The sequence below is a fragment of the Streptomyces sp. CB02400 genome (assembly GCF_001905725.1).
Classification (GTDB): Bacteria; Actinomycetota; Actinomycetes; order Streptomycetales; family Streptomycetaceae; genus Streptomyces; species Streptomyces atrovirens.
Window position 1 is genome coordinate 51925 of sequence record NZ_LIWB01000012.1, and the last position, 16132, is coordinate 68056.

The following is a 16132-nucleotide window of genomic DNA, read 5'->3' on the forward strand; positions in this document are numbered from 1 at the left end:
GTGGACGCTCCGCGGAACAATGCCTCGTCCAGCGGTCCGCGCCGTTATTGGGTGGGTGGCGGTGGCCGACCCGAGGTACCGGAAGATACGCCCGTCCGTCGGGCTGCCGATCGCCGCCGTCTGCCGTCCGCGGCGGATCGGCTCCGTCGAAGCGGATGTCACCTCGCACCGTCGGCCTCCACATCGTCAGGTGGCCGGCGTGAGTCACCGGCGACCACAGGGAGCCCTGACCTTTCCGGTCACCTCGGCGTCCTACGGCCCCACCGGCGGCGGGCCCACGCTCCAGTGACTGCACACCACCTCCTTCACCTGCCACCGGTGGCGCCGGCGCAGAAGGAGCGCTGCGAACGGCGCTGCAGGTATGCATTGGTGGGCGAGGAGGCGAGTCCGTGCCGGCACATCAGGACAGAGCTGCCGGCCGGAGGGCGGGTGCCTCCGAGCCCGGGCGCATACCTGTGCCGGGACGACTTCGCAGGTGTGGTGGAGGGGATGTGGGGGTCCTGTTCCTCGGGTCGGTTGACGACGGCCTGGGAGCCGGCGGGTGGTGGGCGCGGTTCGCCGGGACGGCCGGGCCGAAGACATCGTCGGCGGTGCGGTCCTCGTGAGGCGCGATACTGCTGATGACCAGCCGGGCGGTCCGGGGTAAGGGCATACACCCTCGGCGCGTCTCGTCGGCCCGCCGGGTACGGCGGGCCGACGGGCGGCGTGGACACCGGCCGGCGTCCGCGGCGGCAGGGTACGGATGCGGCCTTGGCGTCAGCGGAGTCCGGTCACCAGGAAGACTTGGTCACTCCGGGCAGGAAACCGGCGTGTGCCTGTTCCCGGGTGCGGACCCGGGACAGACCGAACTTGCGAAGGTGGCCGCGGGGGCGGCCGTCCACGCTGTCGCGGTTGCGCACCCGAGTGGCGCTGGCATTGCGTGGTTGCCGACGCAGCTCCGCCAGCGCGCTCCGACGCTCGTCCTCGGTCGACGAGGGGCGGCGGATGATCTCCTTGAGTTCGGCCCGCCGGGCGGCGTACCGCTCGACGGTCTCCCTGCGCTTCTCGTTCTGTGCGATCTTGCTCTTCTTCGCCATCAGACCTTCCCCCCGCGCGCCCGGATCCGCGCCACGGCCGCCTCGATGCCGATGGCATCCACCGTCTTGATCGCCTTGGCGCTCAGCGTCAGGCGGACATGGCGGCCCTCGCTGGGGAGCCAGTAGCGCTTGTGCTGGATGTTCGGGTCGAAGCGGCGCGAGGTGCGCCGGTGCGAGTGGGAGATCTTGTTGCCGAAGCCCGGCTTGGCGCCGGTCAGTTGGCAGTGGGCGGACATGGGTGTTACCTGCCTCTCTGTAGCCACTGGCTATTGGTAATGGAAATCATTCTCATATACTAGCCTCATGGCACGCAACGAACTTCGCCCGGTCATCAAGCTGCGCTCCACCGCGGGCACCGGCTTCACCTACGTCACCCGCAAGAACCGGCGCAACAACCCCGACCGGATGGTGCTGCGCAAGTACGACCCCGTCGTCGGCCGCCACGTCGACTTCCGCGAAGAACGCTGAAATCCCCCTCCGTCTCACCCTTCGAAAGGTTCTCCTCGGCCATGAAGCCCGGCATCCACCCCGCCTACGGCCCTGTCGTCTTCCGTGACACCGCCTCGAACCACGCTTTCCTCACCCGCTCCACGATGACCAGCGACAAGACGATCGAGTGGGAGGACGGCCACACCTACCCGCTCGTCGACGTCGAGATCTCTTCGGTGAGCCACCCCTTCTACACAGGCACCGCCCGCGTCCTGGACACCGCCGGCCGGGTCGAACGCTTCGAGCGCCGCTACGGGGCCCGGTGATGGGGCAGAACTCCCGACTGCCCGTCGTTCTTGTCGCCGGGCTCCATGCGGACGCCCGCAGGGAAGTCGTCGACCGGCTTCTGAGGGCCGTACCCGGCAGTGTCGCCCTGCACCACGACCTGACCGGCGCGGGCAGCGGGACCGTGCGCCGCCTGATCCGCGACGCCTCCGGTGACCTGTCCCGGGGGGAGACCCCGCTGATCAACGACTGTGCGTGCTGCGCATTGCGCGAGGACCTCGTCCCCGAGCTTGAGCGGCTGGCCGGCAGCGGCCTGACCCGGCTCGCCGTCGTCGAACTGTGGGACTCGGTCGAACCGAAGGCGATGGCGGAGGTCGTCGCGGCGCACGAGGAGGGCGACCTGGTCCTCACCAACGTGATCACCGCTGTGGACCCCGCACTCGTGCTCCCCTACCTGGCCAACGGCGACGACCTGTCCGAAGTCGGCCTGGAGGCCGCCCCCACCGACCAGCGCACCGTCGGCGACACCTGGGCCCGCCAGCTGGAGTACGCGCCCGTCCTCGCCCTGGTCGACAACGAGGAGGCGGACAGCGAGGACCGTGCACTCCTCACGCAGCTGCACCCCACCGCCCGTCAGGTGGCGGCGGGCTCCGGGGAACTCGCCGAGGTCGCCTTCGCCGGCTTCGACGTCGAGTCGGCGGCCGCCGCCCAGCATCCGGCGTGCGCACTGCTGCCCCAGAACGCGGACGAGGCCGGCGTGGCCACGCTCGTATGGCGTCGCCGTCGCCCCTTCCACCCGGGGCGTCTCTACGAGGCGCTGGAGGACCTGTGTTGCGCGGCCGCACGCAGCCGCGGCCGGTTCTGGCTCGCCGACCGCCCTGACACCCTGCTCTCCTGGGACGCCGCGGGCGGCGCACTGTGCGTGGAGAACGCCGGCCCGTGGCTGGCCTCTCTGCCCGACGCCGCGTGGGAGATGGTTCCGCCCGTGCGGCGGGCCGCCGCGTCACTGGACTGGCACCCCGAACACGGCGACTGCTGCCAGCACCTCGTCTTCACCTCCCCGGGCCTGGACCGGGAAGGACTCGAACGGCTCCTCGACTCCTGCCTGCTGACGGACGCCGAGTACGCCGCCGGGCGCGAGACGTGGAAACACCTGCCCGCCGCCTTCGACACCCTCCTCGACCCCGCCTGACCCCTCCGACGACTCTCCATACTCAAGGAGCAACGCCCATGGCCCGCCGCCAGGAATCCCGTAAGCCCGTCAAGTCCCGTCCCAACCCGCTCGACGCCGCCGAGATCACTTACATCGACTACAAGGACACCGACCTGCTGCGCAGGTTCATCTCCGACCGCGGCAAGATCCGCAGCCGCCGCGTCACCCGCGTCACCGCCCAGCAGCAGCGCCAGATCGCCGCCGCCATCAAGAACGCCCGAGAGATGGCTCTCCTGCCCTACCCGGGTAATGCAAACGGCCGCTGACTCCTCGTGCGGGCTACCGCTGGAAGGGTGGTTCGTGACTCGTTGAGTGGTTTTGCTGTCGCCTCCTGGTGTGCCGACGGGGCGGAATCTACTGGTCCGTAGTCGCGGACGTGATGATGTGACCAGGTGAGTGAACGCATGCCGTATCCGGGTGGGTGTCGGGTGACCCGTGGGCTCTGATCGAGCCAGTGATCACCGCGCGGAAGAACCGGCATCGTTCGGTCAGCGGTCACCAGGGCAGGTACTCGATGCGGGAGATCGTGGACGCGACCCCCTACCAGGGCCGGCGCATCTGCCAGTGGGTCCACCTCTCGCACGACCTGCCGCCGAAGGGCGCGACGTACTACCACTTCGCCGCACGCTGGGGCGACGGACCCGACCAGGCGATCCATGAACTTCTGCGCTGCCAGGCGAGGGAGAGGGCTCGTCGATCAGGGGACCCGACCCTGGTGGTGTCGGCCCCGGAGGGTTCACGCGGCCGCCGGGGTCCCCGCTTCCCCGACCGGCCGGATCCGGCCAAGCGGATACCGGGTCGCAAATATGGCCTGGCCGTGGACGTCCTCGGCCAGGCCATATTTGCGAACACACATGACAACGCCGCGGGCCTCGCTCTGCTGGACCAGGTCGTCGAGCACGCCGGCGGCACTGTCGAGAAGGCGCGGGTCCACCAAAGCTTCAGCACCTGGCGCGAAGAGCTCTCCACCGACGACACCGGTGCTTCCCGCGACCCAGCGGCCGCATCGCCGTCTGCGTCGTCGACCGGAACATGGTCAGCCAGACCATGTGTCACCTGGAGACCAAGGGGGGCATCACCTGCGCGGAGCTCACCAAGGAAGGATCCAAGAGCAACGGCGGAGTTCATGTCGGCACCATGCACCGTTTCAAGGGCCTCGAACACCAGCGCCTTGCGATCGTCGGCGCCACTGACGGCATCATCCCGCGCACCACTGCCATCGAGCGCTGTCGCACCGAGGACCCGGCCCGCTACGAACGTGAGCAACGCAGGGTTCGCTCCTTGCTGTTCGTTGCTGCCACCCGGGCTCGCGACGCCCTGACCGTCAGCCGGCACGACAGGCCCAGTCCGTACCTGCCGGTCTGAGCCTGTCGGAATCCGGTGCCGTACGGCACCAGAGCCAGGGCGGTTACCTCACTCCCTGTCCAGACGGCCGAGCCATGCCTGGGAAGTCCTACGCAGTGAGCACTTCGATGAGAGCCCTGGGCGCTACCCCGCGCATGTGATCCTGCGGTATCCCCGTCTGCGGGATCACGTACGTCTTCACTAGCCGTAGCTGACGGGGACCCTCGCTCAGCGGTGTGGGCTCGGCTCCGGTCTTGGAGGGTCCGGAGCGACCACAAGCCGTGTAGTGGTGAGCTGGGCGAGTTCCTGCTTTGTGCCGGGTGTGGGCTGGCGAATGCCGGCGCCGTGGCACACTTCCGGTCTCGGGCAGGGGCAGTTCGATGCGTTCAGCGGCTTCCTGGTCCCCGGCGAGTGGCTGGCGGACGCGGTGTCCGCGGAGCGGTCTGCTTGCTGTGCGCCCGGTTCGTGTGCGGTCAGCCGGCGGCGACGGTTTCGGCGGGGTCTGTCTCGTCCGCGACCGCGGAGGTGGTGTTCCTGGGGCCGCGGAGGGCGATGTGGACGAGTAGGGCGCACATGATGGCGGCGCCTGCCCACATGGCCTGCTGCCAGCCGTCGACGAAGGACTGCCGGGCGGCGTGGAGCAGGTCTGATGCGTGCGGTCCGGTGCTGCCCGCCGCCTCGACGGCGTTGGCGACGCCGTCCCGGGCGGTGTCCGCGGCATCTCGGGGGATGCCGTGCAGCCTGTCGTCGATGGCGCTGCGGTAGCCGGCGGACACGAGCGCGCCGAGCAGGGCGACGCCGAGTGCGGTGCCGAACTCGCGGGTGACGTCGTTGAGGGCGGAGGCGACGCCCTGCTTCTCACGCGGCAGGGAGGCGGTGATGGCCTCCGTGGACGGGGTCATCGACAGGCCCATGCCGACGCCCATGGCGAGCAGGCCGGGCAGGACAGAGAGGTAGCCGCCGCCGACCGAGACGAATAGTGCCATGAGCGCCATGCCGGCCCCGGCCAGGGCGATACCCACGACCATGGTCGAGCGGGCGCCGATCCCTGCGGCCAGCCCGGGGGCCAGGCCGGAGGCCGTCATCATCGCGAGGGCCATGGGCATCATCGCGACCGTGGACAGCAGACCCGACCAGCCGAGTACGGCCTGGAAGAACGGGAAGAGGACCACGCCGATGCCCGCCTGGACACCGAAGACCACCAGCAGCGTGATCGAGCCGCCCGACAGTCCACGCTCCCGGAACAGCCGCACGTCCAGCAGGGAGGCGTCGCGGCGGTGCAACTCCCAGGCCACGAAGCCGATGGCAGCGACGAGACCGACGGTCAGGCCGATCAGCGTCGCGGGCGCGGTCCAGCCGCGTTCGGGACCTTCCTGCAGGACGAAGATGAGGCCGGTCACGGCGATCACGGAGACCAGGGCGCCGACGGTGTCGAACCGGTGGGCCGAGGTCTCGCGGGAGTCGGGAACCGACTTCAAGGTCATGGCCAGGGCCACGAGGACCAGGACCGCCGGCAGGACGAACAGCCAGCGCCAGTCGGCGACGTCGACCAGGAGCGCGGCGAGGAACATGCCCAGGATCCCGCCTCCCCCGGCGACGCCGGTCCACACGCCGATCGCCTTGCCGCGCTGCTCCTCGGGGAAGGTGGAGGTGATGACGGCAAGCGTGACCGGCATGATCATGGCGGCGCCGATGCCGCTGACCACGCGGGCGGCGAGCATCACCTCCGCTGTGGGGGCCAGGGCGGCGACCACGGTGGCGATGCCGAAGACTCCCAGGCCGGCGATGAGCACGGGCTTGCGGCCCAGGCGGTCACCCAGGGCACCGAGTGGCAGCAGCAGCGCGGCCAGGGCGAGGGTGTAGATGTTGATGATCCACAGGACCGTGTTCTGGGAGGCGCCGAATTCCACGGCCATGTGGGTCTGCGCGACGTTCAGCCCGGTCACCGAGGCGATGACCGCCATCAGGGCGATGGAGACGGTGATCAGGATTTTGCGCAGTTGACGCGCGTCGGGGGTACCCCGGCCAGCGGCCTGCGCGGCCGGTACGGGCTGGTTCGTACTCATGGATTCCTCTCAAGATGGGCATGCCGAGTCAGCGCCGGAACAGGGCCGGTCGCTGAGCGAAGGGGTGGACGGGGCCCGAGCGCCGCGCGCAGTGCCGGGTGGTCGAACGGTGGGCCGGTGCTGTGCCGGGACGTCAGGCGGTGGGGTTCGGTCCCTGGGCTGCGGCGAAGGCCGCGTCGGTGTCCGCAGCGGCCAGCGGGGCGTTGATGTGGGAGCCGGCCAGGGAGCCGGCTGCGGCGGAGGCGCCGACCTGGGCGGCGAGGTCGGTCGCGTTGCCGGCCACCCACACGCCCGGCACCTCGGTGGTGCCAGCCATGCCGGAGGCGAAGCGGCGGCCCATGTCGTCAGGCAGGTCTTCCATCGGCAGCTTCAGGCCGTCCAGACCTTCGGTACGGGCCTGCATCTGCGTGGCGATTGCGAGCACGCGGCGGGCCACGACCTGGCCGTCGGCCAGGCGCACCCCGGCGAGGGCGCCGTCCTCGGCGTTGACGATCTCCTGCACCGGGGTGTCGATGACACGGATGCCGCGGGCGGTGAACCGGGTACGGGTGCCCTCATCCAGAGAAGTGCCGTGGGTGAAGTAGGTCAGGTCCTCGGTCAGCTGGCGGAAGAGGAGCGCGTGGTGGACGGAGGCCGGGCTGGTGGTGAGGATGCCGATGGGCTCGTCGCGCACTTCCCAGCCACGGCGGTACGGGCAGTGCACCACACTGTGTCCGCAGTGCTCGGTGAGGTCGGGGACCTCGGGCAGCACATCCCGCAGGCAGGTGGCCACCAGGACCCGGCGCGCGGTCACGCTCCGGCCGTCGGCCAGGGTGATGGTGAAACGCAGATCCTCGTCAGCCGACAGGGCGACGGGCTCGGCCGAGGCCACCTCCCCGAAGACCACGCGCCCGCCGTACTGGCGCACCTGCTCCCGTCCTCGCCGAAGGATCTCGGGGGGCGGGGCGCCGTCCAGGACGACGAAGCCGTGCATGGGCTCTGCCGGCGCGTTGCGCGGGGAGCCGCTGTCGATCACGACGACCGAGCGGCGGGAGCGGGCGAGCATCAGCGCACCGTTCAGACCCGCGGCGCCCCCGCCGGTCACCACCGCGTCGACGGTTCCACTGGGCAGTGCGTCGCTCACGTACGGAGAAGTCGTCACAGCCATGGCCTCCTGCCTTTCCTCATGTGCGGCCCCATCTCCTCGGACCGTCCACACATGAAGCCAAGCCGATTTTGCTCTGAAGGCATATGATGTTGCGTATGACGCAAGAAGATGGAGATCTGGACAGCCTCGTACGCAAACGCATCCGTGCCTTGCGGGTGGCGCAGGGCTGGTCCCTGGAGGAGTTGGCCACCCGCGCCCACCTCAGCCAGTCCTCGCTGAGCCGCATCGAGAACGGCCGACGCCGCCTCGCACTGGATCAGCTGGTCACTCTCGCCCGCGCCCTGGACACCACGCTGGATCAACTCGTGGAGACCGCCACCGACGACGTCGTCGCCAGTCCGACGATCGACAGCACTCACGGCCGGATGCGCTGGACCGTCAAGGCGGACCCCGGAATGAGCGTGGTGCGCCAGCGCATGACCGAACCGCCCCCCGAGAACCCGGCGCGCATGCGCGCCCATCCAGGGCACGAATGGCTCGTCGTCCTGTCCGGCACGGCGATCCTCATGCTCGGCCACCGCCGCTTCCGCCTCGAGACCAACCAGGCGGCCGAGTTCCCCACGATGATGCCGCACGCCATCGGCGCCGAAGGCGGGCCCTGCGAGATCCTCGGCATCTTCGACCGCGACGCCCGCCGCGGCCACCAGCGCGACGGCGACGGCGAGGCCGCTCAGGGCGCTCCCGAATGACGGCGCGGGCCGCGCGACGGCATGCGTAGTGGTGACCTCTTGCGCGTCGGGCAGCAACCCCGACCATCGTCTTGCGTAAACCGGAAGGGTTCGTGCCACATGCGCATAGCAGTCTTAGTGTCGAGAGCATGAACCAAGGACATCCGCACACCCCCCGCCACGGCGCTCTGCACGGTCACCACCGTGGACACGGAACCGACGGCCAAGTGGAGATCCTCGACCTGGACGCCGAGGTCCTCGCCGAGCACACCGCGTCCATCACCGCTTGGCTGCCGCTGCGGACCGCCCCGCACCACATCGTGGATCTGGGCTGTGGCACGGGCGCGGGCACCTTCGCCCTCCTCGACCGCTTCCCCGACGCGCACGTCACCGCCGTCGACGCCTCCGCCGAACACCTCCAGCGCCTGCACACCAAGGCGTGCGCCCGCGGCGTCCAGGAGCGCGTGCGCACGGTGCAGGCCGACCTCGACGAAGCAGCCTGGCCCGGCCTCGGCTCACCGGACCTGGTATGGGCGTCGGCCTCGATGCACCACATGGTCCACCCCGACCGCGCACTGCGCACCGTCCACGACGCGCTCGCCCCCGGCGGCTTGTTCGCCGTCGTCGAACTGGCCGGTCACCCCCGCTTCCTGCCCGAAGACGCCCCCAAGGACCTGCCCGGCCTGGAAGAGCGCGTTCACGCCGCAGCCGACCGCCTCCAAGCCGAGCACATGCCCCACCGCGGCGCCGACTGGGGCCCGATGCTGGCCGCCGCCGGCTTCACAGTCGAGGGCGAACGCACCATCGCCGTGAACATCGAAGGCTCGCGCAGCGAAGCGATCGGCCGCTACGCCACCGGCGTCCTGCAGCGCATCCGCAGCGCCATCGCCGAAAGACTCTCCCCCGAGGATCTCGGCGCGCTCGACCAGCTCCTCGACACCAGCAGCCCGCACAGCATCCTGCGCCGCGACGACCTGACGGTACGCACCGAGCGCACCGTCTGGGCCGCCCGCCGCACCCGACCCCGAACTCCCTGATCGGCTTCGGCCTGGATTCCGTCATCGAGGTCTCCTCCGCCGCCGCGGTCGCCCGGCAGTTCTCTGCGGCCGACCACGTCGTCCGCGAGGCACGGGAGAGGAACCACACTGAGGGACTGTGAGACAGACCCGAACGTTTGACAGACCCTGGCCGTGATCGACGCGCAGAGCGTGAAGACCTCGGCGAATGTGGCCGAGACCAGTCGGGGCATCGCCGCCGGCAAGAAGACCAAGGGACGCAAGCGGCACGTCATCACCGACACCCTCGGCCTGGTCCTGGCCGTGCTGGTCACCGCCGCGTCCGTGCACGACACCACCGGCGGCAAGCTCCTGCTCGACGACCTGGCGGCAGCCCACCCCACCGTGTCGAAGGTCTGGGCCGACGGTGGCTGCCGGAGCGGCATCCTCAACCACGGCGCCGATCCGGGGATCGGTGTGGAAGTCGTGCAGCGGCCACGGACAGGTCGAGTCCGGGTGGCGGCGCACCGACTCCGGCATCGAGATCCATGTCGAAGTCCCCGGAGGTGTCGAAGCCGACGTGGTCCTCCCCGACGGCACGGCGCGTACCGTCCCAGGCGGCACGCACACGTTCCGCACGGCGCCGTGAGCGGGCCGGCACCCTCACGCGGCGGACAGGTGTGGAGCAAGGCAGCGGCCGGGTGGTCGAACGCCGTCGCACAAGGCCGCACGGCGACGTCGGACACCCGATTCCGACGCGCAATGTTTCGAAACTACCCGCATGAACGCGTGGGTTGACCCTGCCGATCGGTCATCGGCAGACTCGGACGGCCGGTCGTTGAATCGATTCACCTCCTGCGAGACCCCTCGTCCGACGAGCAAAGGAGCCCCGGATGGGCAGGAAAGCCGTCATTTCCGGTACTGGGCACATCAGACGCGCCAGGAGTACCACCGTCACAGCAACCGGCCGGTCCCGCTTCCGTCCGGCCGCCGTCTGCCTCACGGTCCTGGCCCTCGTCGCCGGCGTGTTCGCCGGCCCCGCCTCCGCCTCCGAGAGCAAGCGGCCCGACCGCCCGCTGCGCCAGATGGAGAACCTCGACCGGGCGCCGGTCGCCGTGCGGACCGAGGGCGGGGTCTTCGTCGGCTGGCGGATGCTCGGCCTGGACCCGGAGAACGTCGCCTTCCACGTCTACCGGGACGGCCGCCGCATCACCCGCACCCCGGTCCGCGGCGCGACCAGCCTCACCGACCCACGCGGCACCGCCGACTCGGTCTACCAGGTCGCGGTCCTGCGCGGCAGCCGGGTCACCGAGCGCACCGACAGGTTCGGCGTCTGGTCCCAGCAGTACCGGGAGATCCCGGTCAACCGGCCCGCCGGCGGCGTCACACCGGCCGGAGAGTCGTACACCTACCACCTCAACGACGCGAGCGTCGGCGACCTCGACGGTGACGGCCGGTACGAGATCGTCCAGAAGTGGGACCCGAGCAATTCCCGGGACAACTCCCGCAGCGGCTACACCGGGAACGTCTACCTCGACGCGTACACCCTGGACGGCGAGCAGTTGTGGCGCATCGACCTGGGCCGCAACATCCGTGCCGGTGCGCACTACACCCAGTTGATGGTCTACGACCTCGACGGTGACGGCCGGTCCGAGGTCACCGTGAAGACGGCCGACGGCACGGTGGACGGCACCGGCGCCATGATCGGCGACCCGGCGGCCGACCACCGCAACAGCAGCGGCTACGTGCTGACCGGCCCGGAGTACCTGACGGTCTTCGACGGCAGGACCGGTGCGGCCGTCGACACCGTGGACTACGTCCCGGGGCGGGGCGACACCTGCGGCTGGGGCGACTGCTACGGCAACCGCGTCGACCGCTTCCTCGCCGGAGTCGCCTACCTGGACGGCGAACACCCCTCGGTCGTCTTCGCCCGCGGCTACTACACCCGCACCACCCTCACCGCCTTCGACTTCGACGGCGAACGGCTGACCCGGCGCTGGGCGTTCGACTCCGACGACCTGGGCGCCGAGTACAAGGGCCAGGGCAACCACAACCTGTCGGTCGCGGACGTGGACGGCGACGCGAAGGACGAGATCGTCTACGGCTCACTCACCGTGGACGACGACGGATCGCCGCTGTACAACACGGAGCTGGGCCACGGCGATTCCCTGCACGTATCCGACCTCGACCCGAGCCGCCCCGGCCTGGAGGTCTTCGCCGCCCACGAGTCGATGGCGGCCTCCGGCAACCGCGGGGCGACGTTCCGGGACGCGGCCACCGGCGAGATCCTCTACGGCATGCCCGCGACCAGGGACATCGGACGCGCGGCGGCCGGTGACATCGATCCCACCCACCCGGGCGCGGAGGCCTGGGCGGTCACCGCGACCGGCGCCTGGAACTCGCGCGAGGGCGAACTGAGGGCGGCCGACGGCACGCTGCTCGGCACGTCCATCCCGTCGGCCAACCACATGATCTGGTGGGACGGCGACCCCCTGCGGGAGATCCTCGACCACGACTTCGACGAGTCGACCGACCCGGCGGGCCGGCCGTACGTCGCCAAGTGGGACGGGGAGACCGGCACCCAGAACACCGTCTTCCAGCCCGAGGGCGTGTACACCAACAACTGGACCAAGGGCAACCCCGTGCTCCAGGCCGACCTGTACGGGGACTGGCGCGAAGAGGTGATCTACCGCGCCCAGGACGAGTCGGCGCTCCGGGTCCACACCACGACCGCCGAGACGGACCTGCGGCTGCGCACCCTGATGCACGACCCGCAGTACCGCCTCGGGGTGGCCTGGCAGAACGTGGCCTACAACCAGCCGCCGTGGACCGGCTACTTCATCGGAGAGGACATGAAGCGGCCGGCCCGGCCGGCCATCCGCTACACACGCTGACACCCGTGCGTCACATGTCATGACGCACGGCTGAGCGGCCGTCCGGCGGCCGGGCTCCCGGCCGCCGGATCCGGCCCGTGCCACCGGCCGGCAGTGATCGCGGCGACTCACCGTCGAGCGATGAGAGCCGCGATGGCCTTGCCGCGTCCGTCTCCGCGTTCCTGTGGATCAACGAAAGGCGACGGGCGCGCGCGTCTGTGAAAAGGAAACCGCTCCCTTTCCTCCGCCACCCGCCACAAGGATCCGTCACCGATGTCCTGGTCCACGCAGAGGGAGAGAACAGCGTGTCCGCGTCGACCGGCGGTCACTTCGGGCGCAACCCGTCGTCACCACAGAGGAGTCACTGATGAAGCGAACCACCCTCGCGCCGAGGGGATCACACGGACGGCCCGGACGCATGGCGGCACTCGCCGTGCTGGCCACCGCGGCATGCGCGGCGGCCGGGCTGCAGGCGCCCCCCGCCTCAGCCCTGACGGACGACGGAATCATGGTCTACCTCGCCGGTGACTCCACGGTGCAGAGCTATGATCCCTACTGGGTTCCCCAGGCGGGCTGGGGCCAGGTGATCGACCGCTATCTGTCCGACGACGTGACGGTGGAGAACCACGCCATCGGCGGCCGGAGCTCACGCACCTTCGTCGAGCAGGGACGGCTCGACGCGATCCTGGACAAGATCGAGCCGGGCGACTACCTCTTCGTCCAGTTCGGCCACAACGACGCCTCCGTCAACATCCCCGAGCGCTACACCTCGCCCGAGGAGTACAAGGAGTTCCTCCGCACCGACTACATCGGCGGCGCGCGGGAACGCGGCGCCGTTCCCGTCGTCGTCACGCCCGTCTCGCGACGCTCCTACAACAGCACGACGGGCGAGTTCAACGTCTCCTTCCCCGAGTACGTCGAGGCGGCCACGGAGGTGGCCGCCGAGGAGAACGTACCGCTGGTCGACCTCTCGGCCTCCAGCCGCGCCTACCTCGACACGATCGGCCCGGAAGAAGCGAAGTCCGTCTTCCTGCACGTCCCGGCCGGTGTGTACCCGAACCGCCCCAACGGCACGGCGGACGACACCCACTTCCAGGAGTACGGCGCGATCCAGATGGCCCGGCTGGTCGCCCAGGACGTCTCCGGGCTGGACACGCCACTGGCGCGGCACGTCGTCAACGCCCTGCCGCCCACCAGAGCCCCGAAGCGGCCGACTGCCCTGAAGGCGCAGACCGTGACCAACGAGGGAGCACGGCTGACCTGGAAGGCGGTCCGGGGTGCCGACATCTACCGGATCCACAAGAGGGAGAAGGACGTCGAGGGCGCCGAGTTCACCCTGGCGACGACCTCCACCGTCCCCCTGGCCGACATATCCGGTCTGGCGGAGGGAACCACGTACGAGCTGAGGGTGACCGCCGTCAACGGCGCGGGCGAGTCGGCACCTTCGCGCAAGCTGCGGATCACCACCCGGGTGCCCGACCAACGGTACGACTTCGGCCCGGCCGGCAGCCCGGTGCACGAGGGGTTCACCGAGGTCACCCCGCAGACGCTCCGCACCGCCGAACGCGGTTACGGCTTCACCGACACCACCGGCATGATCAGCCGCGACCGCGGCAGCGCCCTGGACGCCCTGCAGCGGGACTTCGTGGCACTGTTCGGCGGGCAGTACGAGTTCTCCGCGGACGTTCCCGACGGCGTGTACGCGGTCACCGCACATGTCGGTGACCTGCTCGGCTCGGCGCGGACGAACCTGTCCGTCGAGGGCCAGGACCGTGGCGGACTCGCCGGCAGCCGCTCCGTGGTCAAGCACACCTTCGGCGACGTCGTGGTGAACGACGGGCGGCTCGACATCGTGGTCTCCGGCCAGACGGCCCACCTCAACGGCCTGGAACTCACGAGGATCGGCGACCTGTCCTAGTCGCCCTGCCCGGGGACGTCGCTCAGCCTGGTGGGGGTGCTCGCCGCCGGCCACGCCCAGAACCCGGAGCCCACGCGCGGTGCGGTGCCACTCTCCGGCGAGCTGTTCGGGAGGGGGCACCACGGTGACCCCCTCCTCCGCACGCGAACGGAGCAGAGCACGGGTGCGCTCGGGGAGCCGGCGTCCGGCGGTGGCGCGCCCGACGGTGGCGCTCGGCGCGCCGTACCGGCTGGTGCCGTCCCTGTGCGGGCCGTTGACGTTCCCGTACCCGTTGCCGAGCACGACGTCCATGCCTGTCGCCACGAGGCCGTCGGGCATCGCGTCCTGGCCGTCGAGGCGGACGCCCGTGCCCCTTCGCGTGGTGCGGTCCGAGGCCGGGCCGGCCCATGGGCCCTGCCCCCGTCGTCCCGGGCGGGGCGAGTCCGGCGGTCACCGTGCGGCGACGGCCGAGCCCGCCCCAGCTCGGGCGTGAAGCGATTCGGCATGTGCGGCAGACTCCGCGCCTACGACGTGCAACGTGGCGATCCGCCCTTCGGGGCGTAGGCCCTGGCACGTTGCGGCCCGGAGAACGGCGGCTGCGTCGGCGCGTCCCTTCGAGCCGAGCGCCCGCACCCGGCCGGTCAGCGCCTGCCATGGAGTGGTGGGGGCGACTTTTCCGGGTGCCGGGCTCCCTCACCTCATGTGCCCGTGCCCCTGCCTCCTGGCAGTGTGCTGCGCCCCGACAGAGTCAGGTTCATCGGCATCCGGTGCGCTTCCTCCGGCTGCGTGGTGGGACGCGCCCGACGGAAGTCCGACGGGCCGGGCCGATCGTTCCGGTGGGGACCAGGTCGTGGGCCGGAGGTCAGGGACCGGGGCGTCCGAGGTGCTCGTCCGTCGTTGCCGGCCGGGGGACCGGAGCGGCGGCGGTCAGTGTCGTGCGGCGGGTGCCGACGGCGGGGGCGAGGAAGATCGCCACGGCGACGAAGGCCAGGACGGCGGTCATCGCGGTGCGCAGGCCGTAGTGGTCGCCGAGGAAGCCCAGACCGGGAGGTCCCACGAGGAAGGCGACGTAGCCGATCATCGCCACGAGGCTGACGCGGGCGGCCGAGTCGGGCCCGGAGTCGCCGGCCGCGGAGAGGGCGAGGGGGAATCCGAGGGATGCCCCCAGTCCCCACAGGAGCACGGCAGCTCCGGCGAGGAAGGCGTTGTCGGCGAAGATGACGACGGCCAGGCCGAGTGCGGCGGAGACCGCGCTGGCGCGGACGACGGGGGCGCGGCCGAAGCGGTCGATGAAGAATCCGCCGCCGAAGCGGCCGATCGCCATGGCGGCGGCGAAGCCCGCGTAGACGGCTGATCCCAGGGCGGGGTCCATGTCGTGCCCGTCGACCATGAGCAGGGGCAGCCAGTCGTTGGCCGCCCCTTCGGCCAGGGCCATGGTCAGCACGATCCCGCCGATCAGCAGCAGGCGCCGGTCCTTCCAGACCGCGGGCCGGTGAGGCTTTGCCCCGCCGCCGGTCTGCTTGTTGTCGCGGGTCCGGCCGACGCCGTGGGGGATGGCCCGCAGGGCGTGGGCGAAGGTGGCGGCGGTGACGGCGGCGACGGCTGCCAGGTGCCAGTGCACGGGGAAGCCGACGGCGGTGCACAGGATGCCGAGCGAGGCTCCCACGACCGTTCCTAGACTGAAGAAGCCGTGCAGCGTGGGCAGGACCGTACGGCCGGTGATCTGCTCGACCTCGGCGCCGTCGATGTTGACCGCCACCTCACCGCCGCCCATGCCGGCACCGAAGAGGAAAAGCCCCGCCATGACGGCCGGCGCGGACGACCACAGCGCTCCGCAGCCGATCACCGCCATGCTGAGGATGACGAGCGCGGTTCCCGTACCCATGACCGGCCGGGTCCCGAACCTCGCCACCAGCGCCCCGGAGCCGAGGACGCCGAGCATCGAACCGACGGAGAGACCGAACAGGACGATCCCCATCTGCGCGGTCGAGGCGCCCAGTTGGTCCCTGATGTCGGGTGTGCGTGTCACCCAGGAGGAGATCGACAGGCCGGGCATGAGGAAGAAGAGGAACAATGCCGTGCGGCGGCGGCGTGTGGCCAGGTCTATCACTGCGGGCTCGATCCAGACGTGAGGCAGCC

The 16132-nt window shown here is 70.6% G+C and carries 16 protein-coding genes and 2 pseudogenes; 12 read left to right on the forward strand and 6 right to left on the reverse strand.

Going from position 1 to position 16132, the window contains the following annotated elements:
* Window positions 1–770 precede the first annotated feature (770 nt).
* Window positions 771–1076 (reverse strand): 30S ribosomal protein S14, encoded by a 306-nt coding sequence (gene rpsN, locus AMK33_RS26060; protein ID WP_073935407.1) that lies wholly within the window; start codon window positions 1074–1076, stop codon window positions 771–773.
* A complete protein-coding gene (gene rpmB, locus AMK33_RS26065; RefSeq protein ID WP_073935408.1) occupies window positions 1076–1312 on the reverse strand; it encodes a 50S ribosomal protein L28 in 237 nt (78 codons plus the stop codon). The genes rpsN and rpmB overlap by 1 nt, the downstream gene beginning before the upstream one ends.
* A gap of 67 nt (window positions 1313–1379) precedes the next feature.
* On the opposite strand from rpmB, the gene rpmG reads away from it, so the two are divergent.
* The 5 genes and pseudogenes from rpmG to AMK33_RS44035 form a co-directional block, all read left to right on the forward strand.
* The gene (gene rpmG, locus AMK33_RS26070; RefSeq protein ID WP_073935409.1) at window positions 1380–1544 is read left to right on the forward strand and encodes a 50S ribosomal protein L33; all 165 of its coding nucleotides are present in this window, start codon (window positions 1380–1382) and stop codon (window positions 1542–1544) included.
* Between the two features lie 41 nt (window positions 1545–1585).
* A complete protein-coding gene (locus AMK33_RS26075) occupies window positions 1586–1831 on the forward strand; it encodes a type B 50S ribosomal protein L31 (RefSeq protein WP_073935410.1) in 246 nt (81 codons plus the stop codon).
* Complete coding sequence (locus AMK33_RS26080; RefSeq protein WP_073935411.1) at window positions 1831–2982, forward strand: CobW family GTP-binding protein; 1152 nt, start codon at window positions 1831–1833, stop codon at window positions 2980–2982. Before AMK33_RS26075 ends, AMK33_RS26080 begins: the two co-directional genes overlap by 1 nt.
* 38 nt (window positions 2983–3020) lie before the next feature.
* Window positions 3021–3269, forward strand: a complete 249-nt coding sequence (gene rpsR, locus AMK33_RS26085) for a 30S ribosomal protein S18 (RefSeq protein WP_073935412.1) — start codon at window positions 3021–3023, stop codon at window positions 3267–3269.
* 188 nt (window positions 3270–3457) lie between these two features.
* Window positions 3458–3574: pseudogene (locus tag AMK33_RS44035) on the forward strand (IS5/IS1182 family transposase); the annotation flags it as partial.
* 165 nt (window positions 3575–3739) lie between these two features.
* Here AMK33_RS44035 and AMK33_RS44040 read toward each other — a convergent pair.
* On the reverse strand, window positions 3740–3904 hold the full coding sequence (locus AMK33_RS44040; RefSeq protein ID WP_235618204.1) for a hypothetical protein: 165 nt from the start codon (window positions 3902–3904) through the stop codon (window positions 3740–3742).
* Window positions 3905–4035: 131 nt separating this feature from the next.
* Between AMK33_RS44040 and AMK33_RS42970 the strand changes: the two genes are divergently transcribed.
* Window positions 4036–4368 carry a 3'-5' exonuclease gene (locus tag AMK33_RS42970; RefSeq protein WP_167748592.1) on the forward strand — a complete coding sequence of 111 codons (333 nt, stop codon included), beginning with the start codon at window positions 4036–4038 and terminating at the stop codon, window positions 4366–4368.
* A 452-nt stretch (window positions 4369–4820) separates the two neighbouring features.
* Here the strand turns inward: AMK33_RS42970 and AMK33_RS26100 are convergent, their stop codons facing one another.
* The gene (locus AMK33_RS26100) at window positions 4821–6413 is read right to left on the reverse strand and encodes an MFS transporter (RefSeq protein ID WP_073935413.1); all 1593 of its coding nucleotides are present in this window, start codon (window positions 6411–6413) and stop codon (window positions 4821–4823) included.
* A 133-nt stretch (window positions 6414–6546) separates the two neighbouring features.
* Entirely contained in the window at window positions 6547–7560 is a 1014-nt protein-coding gene (locus AMK33_RS26105; RefSeq protein ID WP_073935414.1) for an NAD(P)/FAD-dependent oxidoreductase, read from the reverse strand.
* Window positions 7561–7655: 95 nt separating this feature from the next.
* On the opposite strand from AMK33_RS26105, the gene AMK33_RS26110 reads away from it, so the two are divergent.
* The 6 genes and pseudogenes from AMK33_RS26110 to AMK33_RS42500 all read left to right on the forward strand — a co-directional run bounded on the left by AMK33_RS26110 (window position 7656) and on the right by AMK33_RS42500 (window position 14014).
* The gene (locus tag AMK33_RS26110) at window positions 7656–8249 is read left to right on the forward strand and encodes a helix-turn-helix domain-containing protein (RefSeq protein WP_201263085.1); all 594 of its coding nucleotides are present in this window, start codon (window positions 7656–7658) and stop codon (window positions 8247–8249) included.
* A gap of 128 nt (window positions 8250–8377) precedes the next feature.
* The gene (locus tag AMK33_RS26115; RefSeq protein ID WP_073935415.1) at window positions 8378–9265 is read left to right on the forward strand and encodes a class I SAM-dependent methyltransferase; all 888 of its coding nucleotides are present in this window, start codon (window positions 8378–8380) and stop codon (window positions 9263–9265) included.
* Window positions 9259–9366, forward strand: a pseudogene (locus AMK33_RS44045) (cation transporter); the annotation flags it as partial. The gene AMK33_RS26115 and the pseudogene AMK33_RS44045, both read left to right, overlap by 7 nt.
* Before the next feature lie 52 nt (window positions 9367–9418).
* Window positions 9419–10021 (forward strand): transposase, encoded by a 603-nt coding sequence (locus tag AMK33_RS44050; protein ID WP_443030929.1) that lies wholly within the window; start codon window positions 9419–9421, stop codon window positions 10019–10021.
* A 95-nt stretch (window positions 10022–10116) separates the two neighbouring features.
* Window positions 10117–12117 (forward strand): rhamnogalacturonan lyase, encoded by a 2001-nt coding sequence (locus AMK33_RS26125; RefSeq protein WP_158075140.1) that lies wholly within the window; start codon window positions 10117–10119, stop codon window positions 12115–12117.
* A gap of 346 nt (window positions 12118–12463) precedes the next feature.
* On the forward strand, window positions 12464–14014 hold the full coding sequence (locus AMK33_RS42500; RefSeq protein ID WP_158075141.1) for a GDSL-type esterase/lipase family protein: 1551 nt from the start codon (window positions 12464–12466) through the stop codon (window positions 14012–14014).
* Between the two features lie 841 nt (window positions 14015–14855).
* Here AMK33_RS42500 and AMK33_RS26135 read toward each other — a convergent pair.
* Entirely contained in the window at window positions 14856–16103 is a 1248-nt protein-coding gene (locus AMK33_RS26135) for an MFS transporter (protein ID WP_383458863.1), read from the reverse strand.
* Between the last annotated feature and the right edge of the window lie 29 nt (window positions 16104–16132).

Coding starts and splice junctions, on each gene's coding strand:
- rpsN (WP_073935407.1), bottom strand. CDS start 1,076: ATGGCGAAGAAGAGCAAGATCGCACAGAACGAGAAGCGCAGGGAGACC.
- rpmB (WP_073935408.1), bottom strand. CDS start 1,312: ATGTCCGCCCACTGCCAACTGACCGGCGCCAAGCCGGGCTTCGGCAAC.
- rpmG (WP_073935409.1), top strand. CDS start 1,380: ATGGCACGCAACGAACTTCGCCCGGTCATCAAGCTGCGCTCCACCGCG.
- AMK33_RS26075 (WP_073935410.1), top strand. CDS start 1,586: ATGAAGCCCGGCATCCACCCCGCCTACGGCCCTGTCGTCTTCCGTGAC.
- AMK33_RS26080 (WP_073935411.1), top strand. CDS start 1,831: ATGGGGCAGAACTCCCGACTGCCCGTCGTTCTTGTCGCCGGGCTCCAT.
- rpsR (WP_073935412.1), top strand. CDS start 3,021: ATGGCCCGCCGCCAGGAATCCCGTAAGCCCGTCAAGTCCCGTCCCAAC.
- AMK33_RS42970 (WP_167748592.1), top strand. CDS start 4,036: ATGGTCAGCCAGACCATGTGTCACCTGGAGACCAAGGGGGGCATCACC.
- AMK33_RS26100 (WP_073935413.1), bottom strand. CDS start 6,413: ATGAGTACGAACCAGCCCGTACCGGCCGCGCAGGCCGCTGGCCGGGGT.
- AMK33_RS26105 (WP_073935414.1), bottom strand. CDS start 7,560: ATGGCTGTGACGACTTCTCCGTACGTGAGCGACGCACTGCCCAGTGGA.
- AMK33_RS26110 (WP_201263085.1), top strand. CDS start 7,656: ATGACGCAAGAAGATGGAGATCTGGACAGCCTCGTACGCAAACGCATC.
- AMK33_RS26115 (WP_073935415.1), top strand. CDS start 8,378: ATGAACCAAGGACATCCGCACACCCCCCGCCACGGCGCTCTGCACGGT.
- AMK33_RS26125 (WP_158075140.1), top strand. CDS start 10,117: ATGGGCAGGAAAGCCGTCATTTCCGGTACTGGGCACATCAGACGCGCC.
- AMK33_RS42500 (WP_158075141.1), top strand. CDS start 12,464: ATGAAGCGAACCACCCTCGCGCCGAGGGGATCACACGGACGGCCCGGA.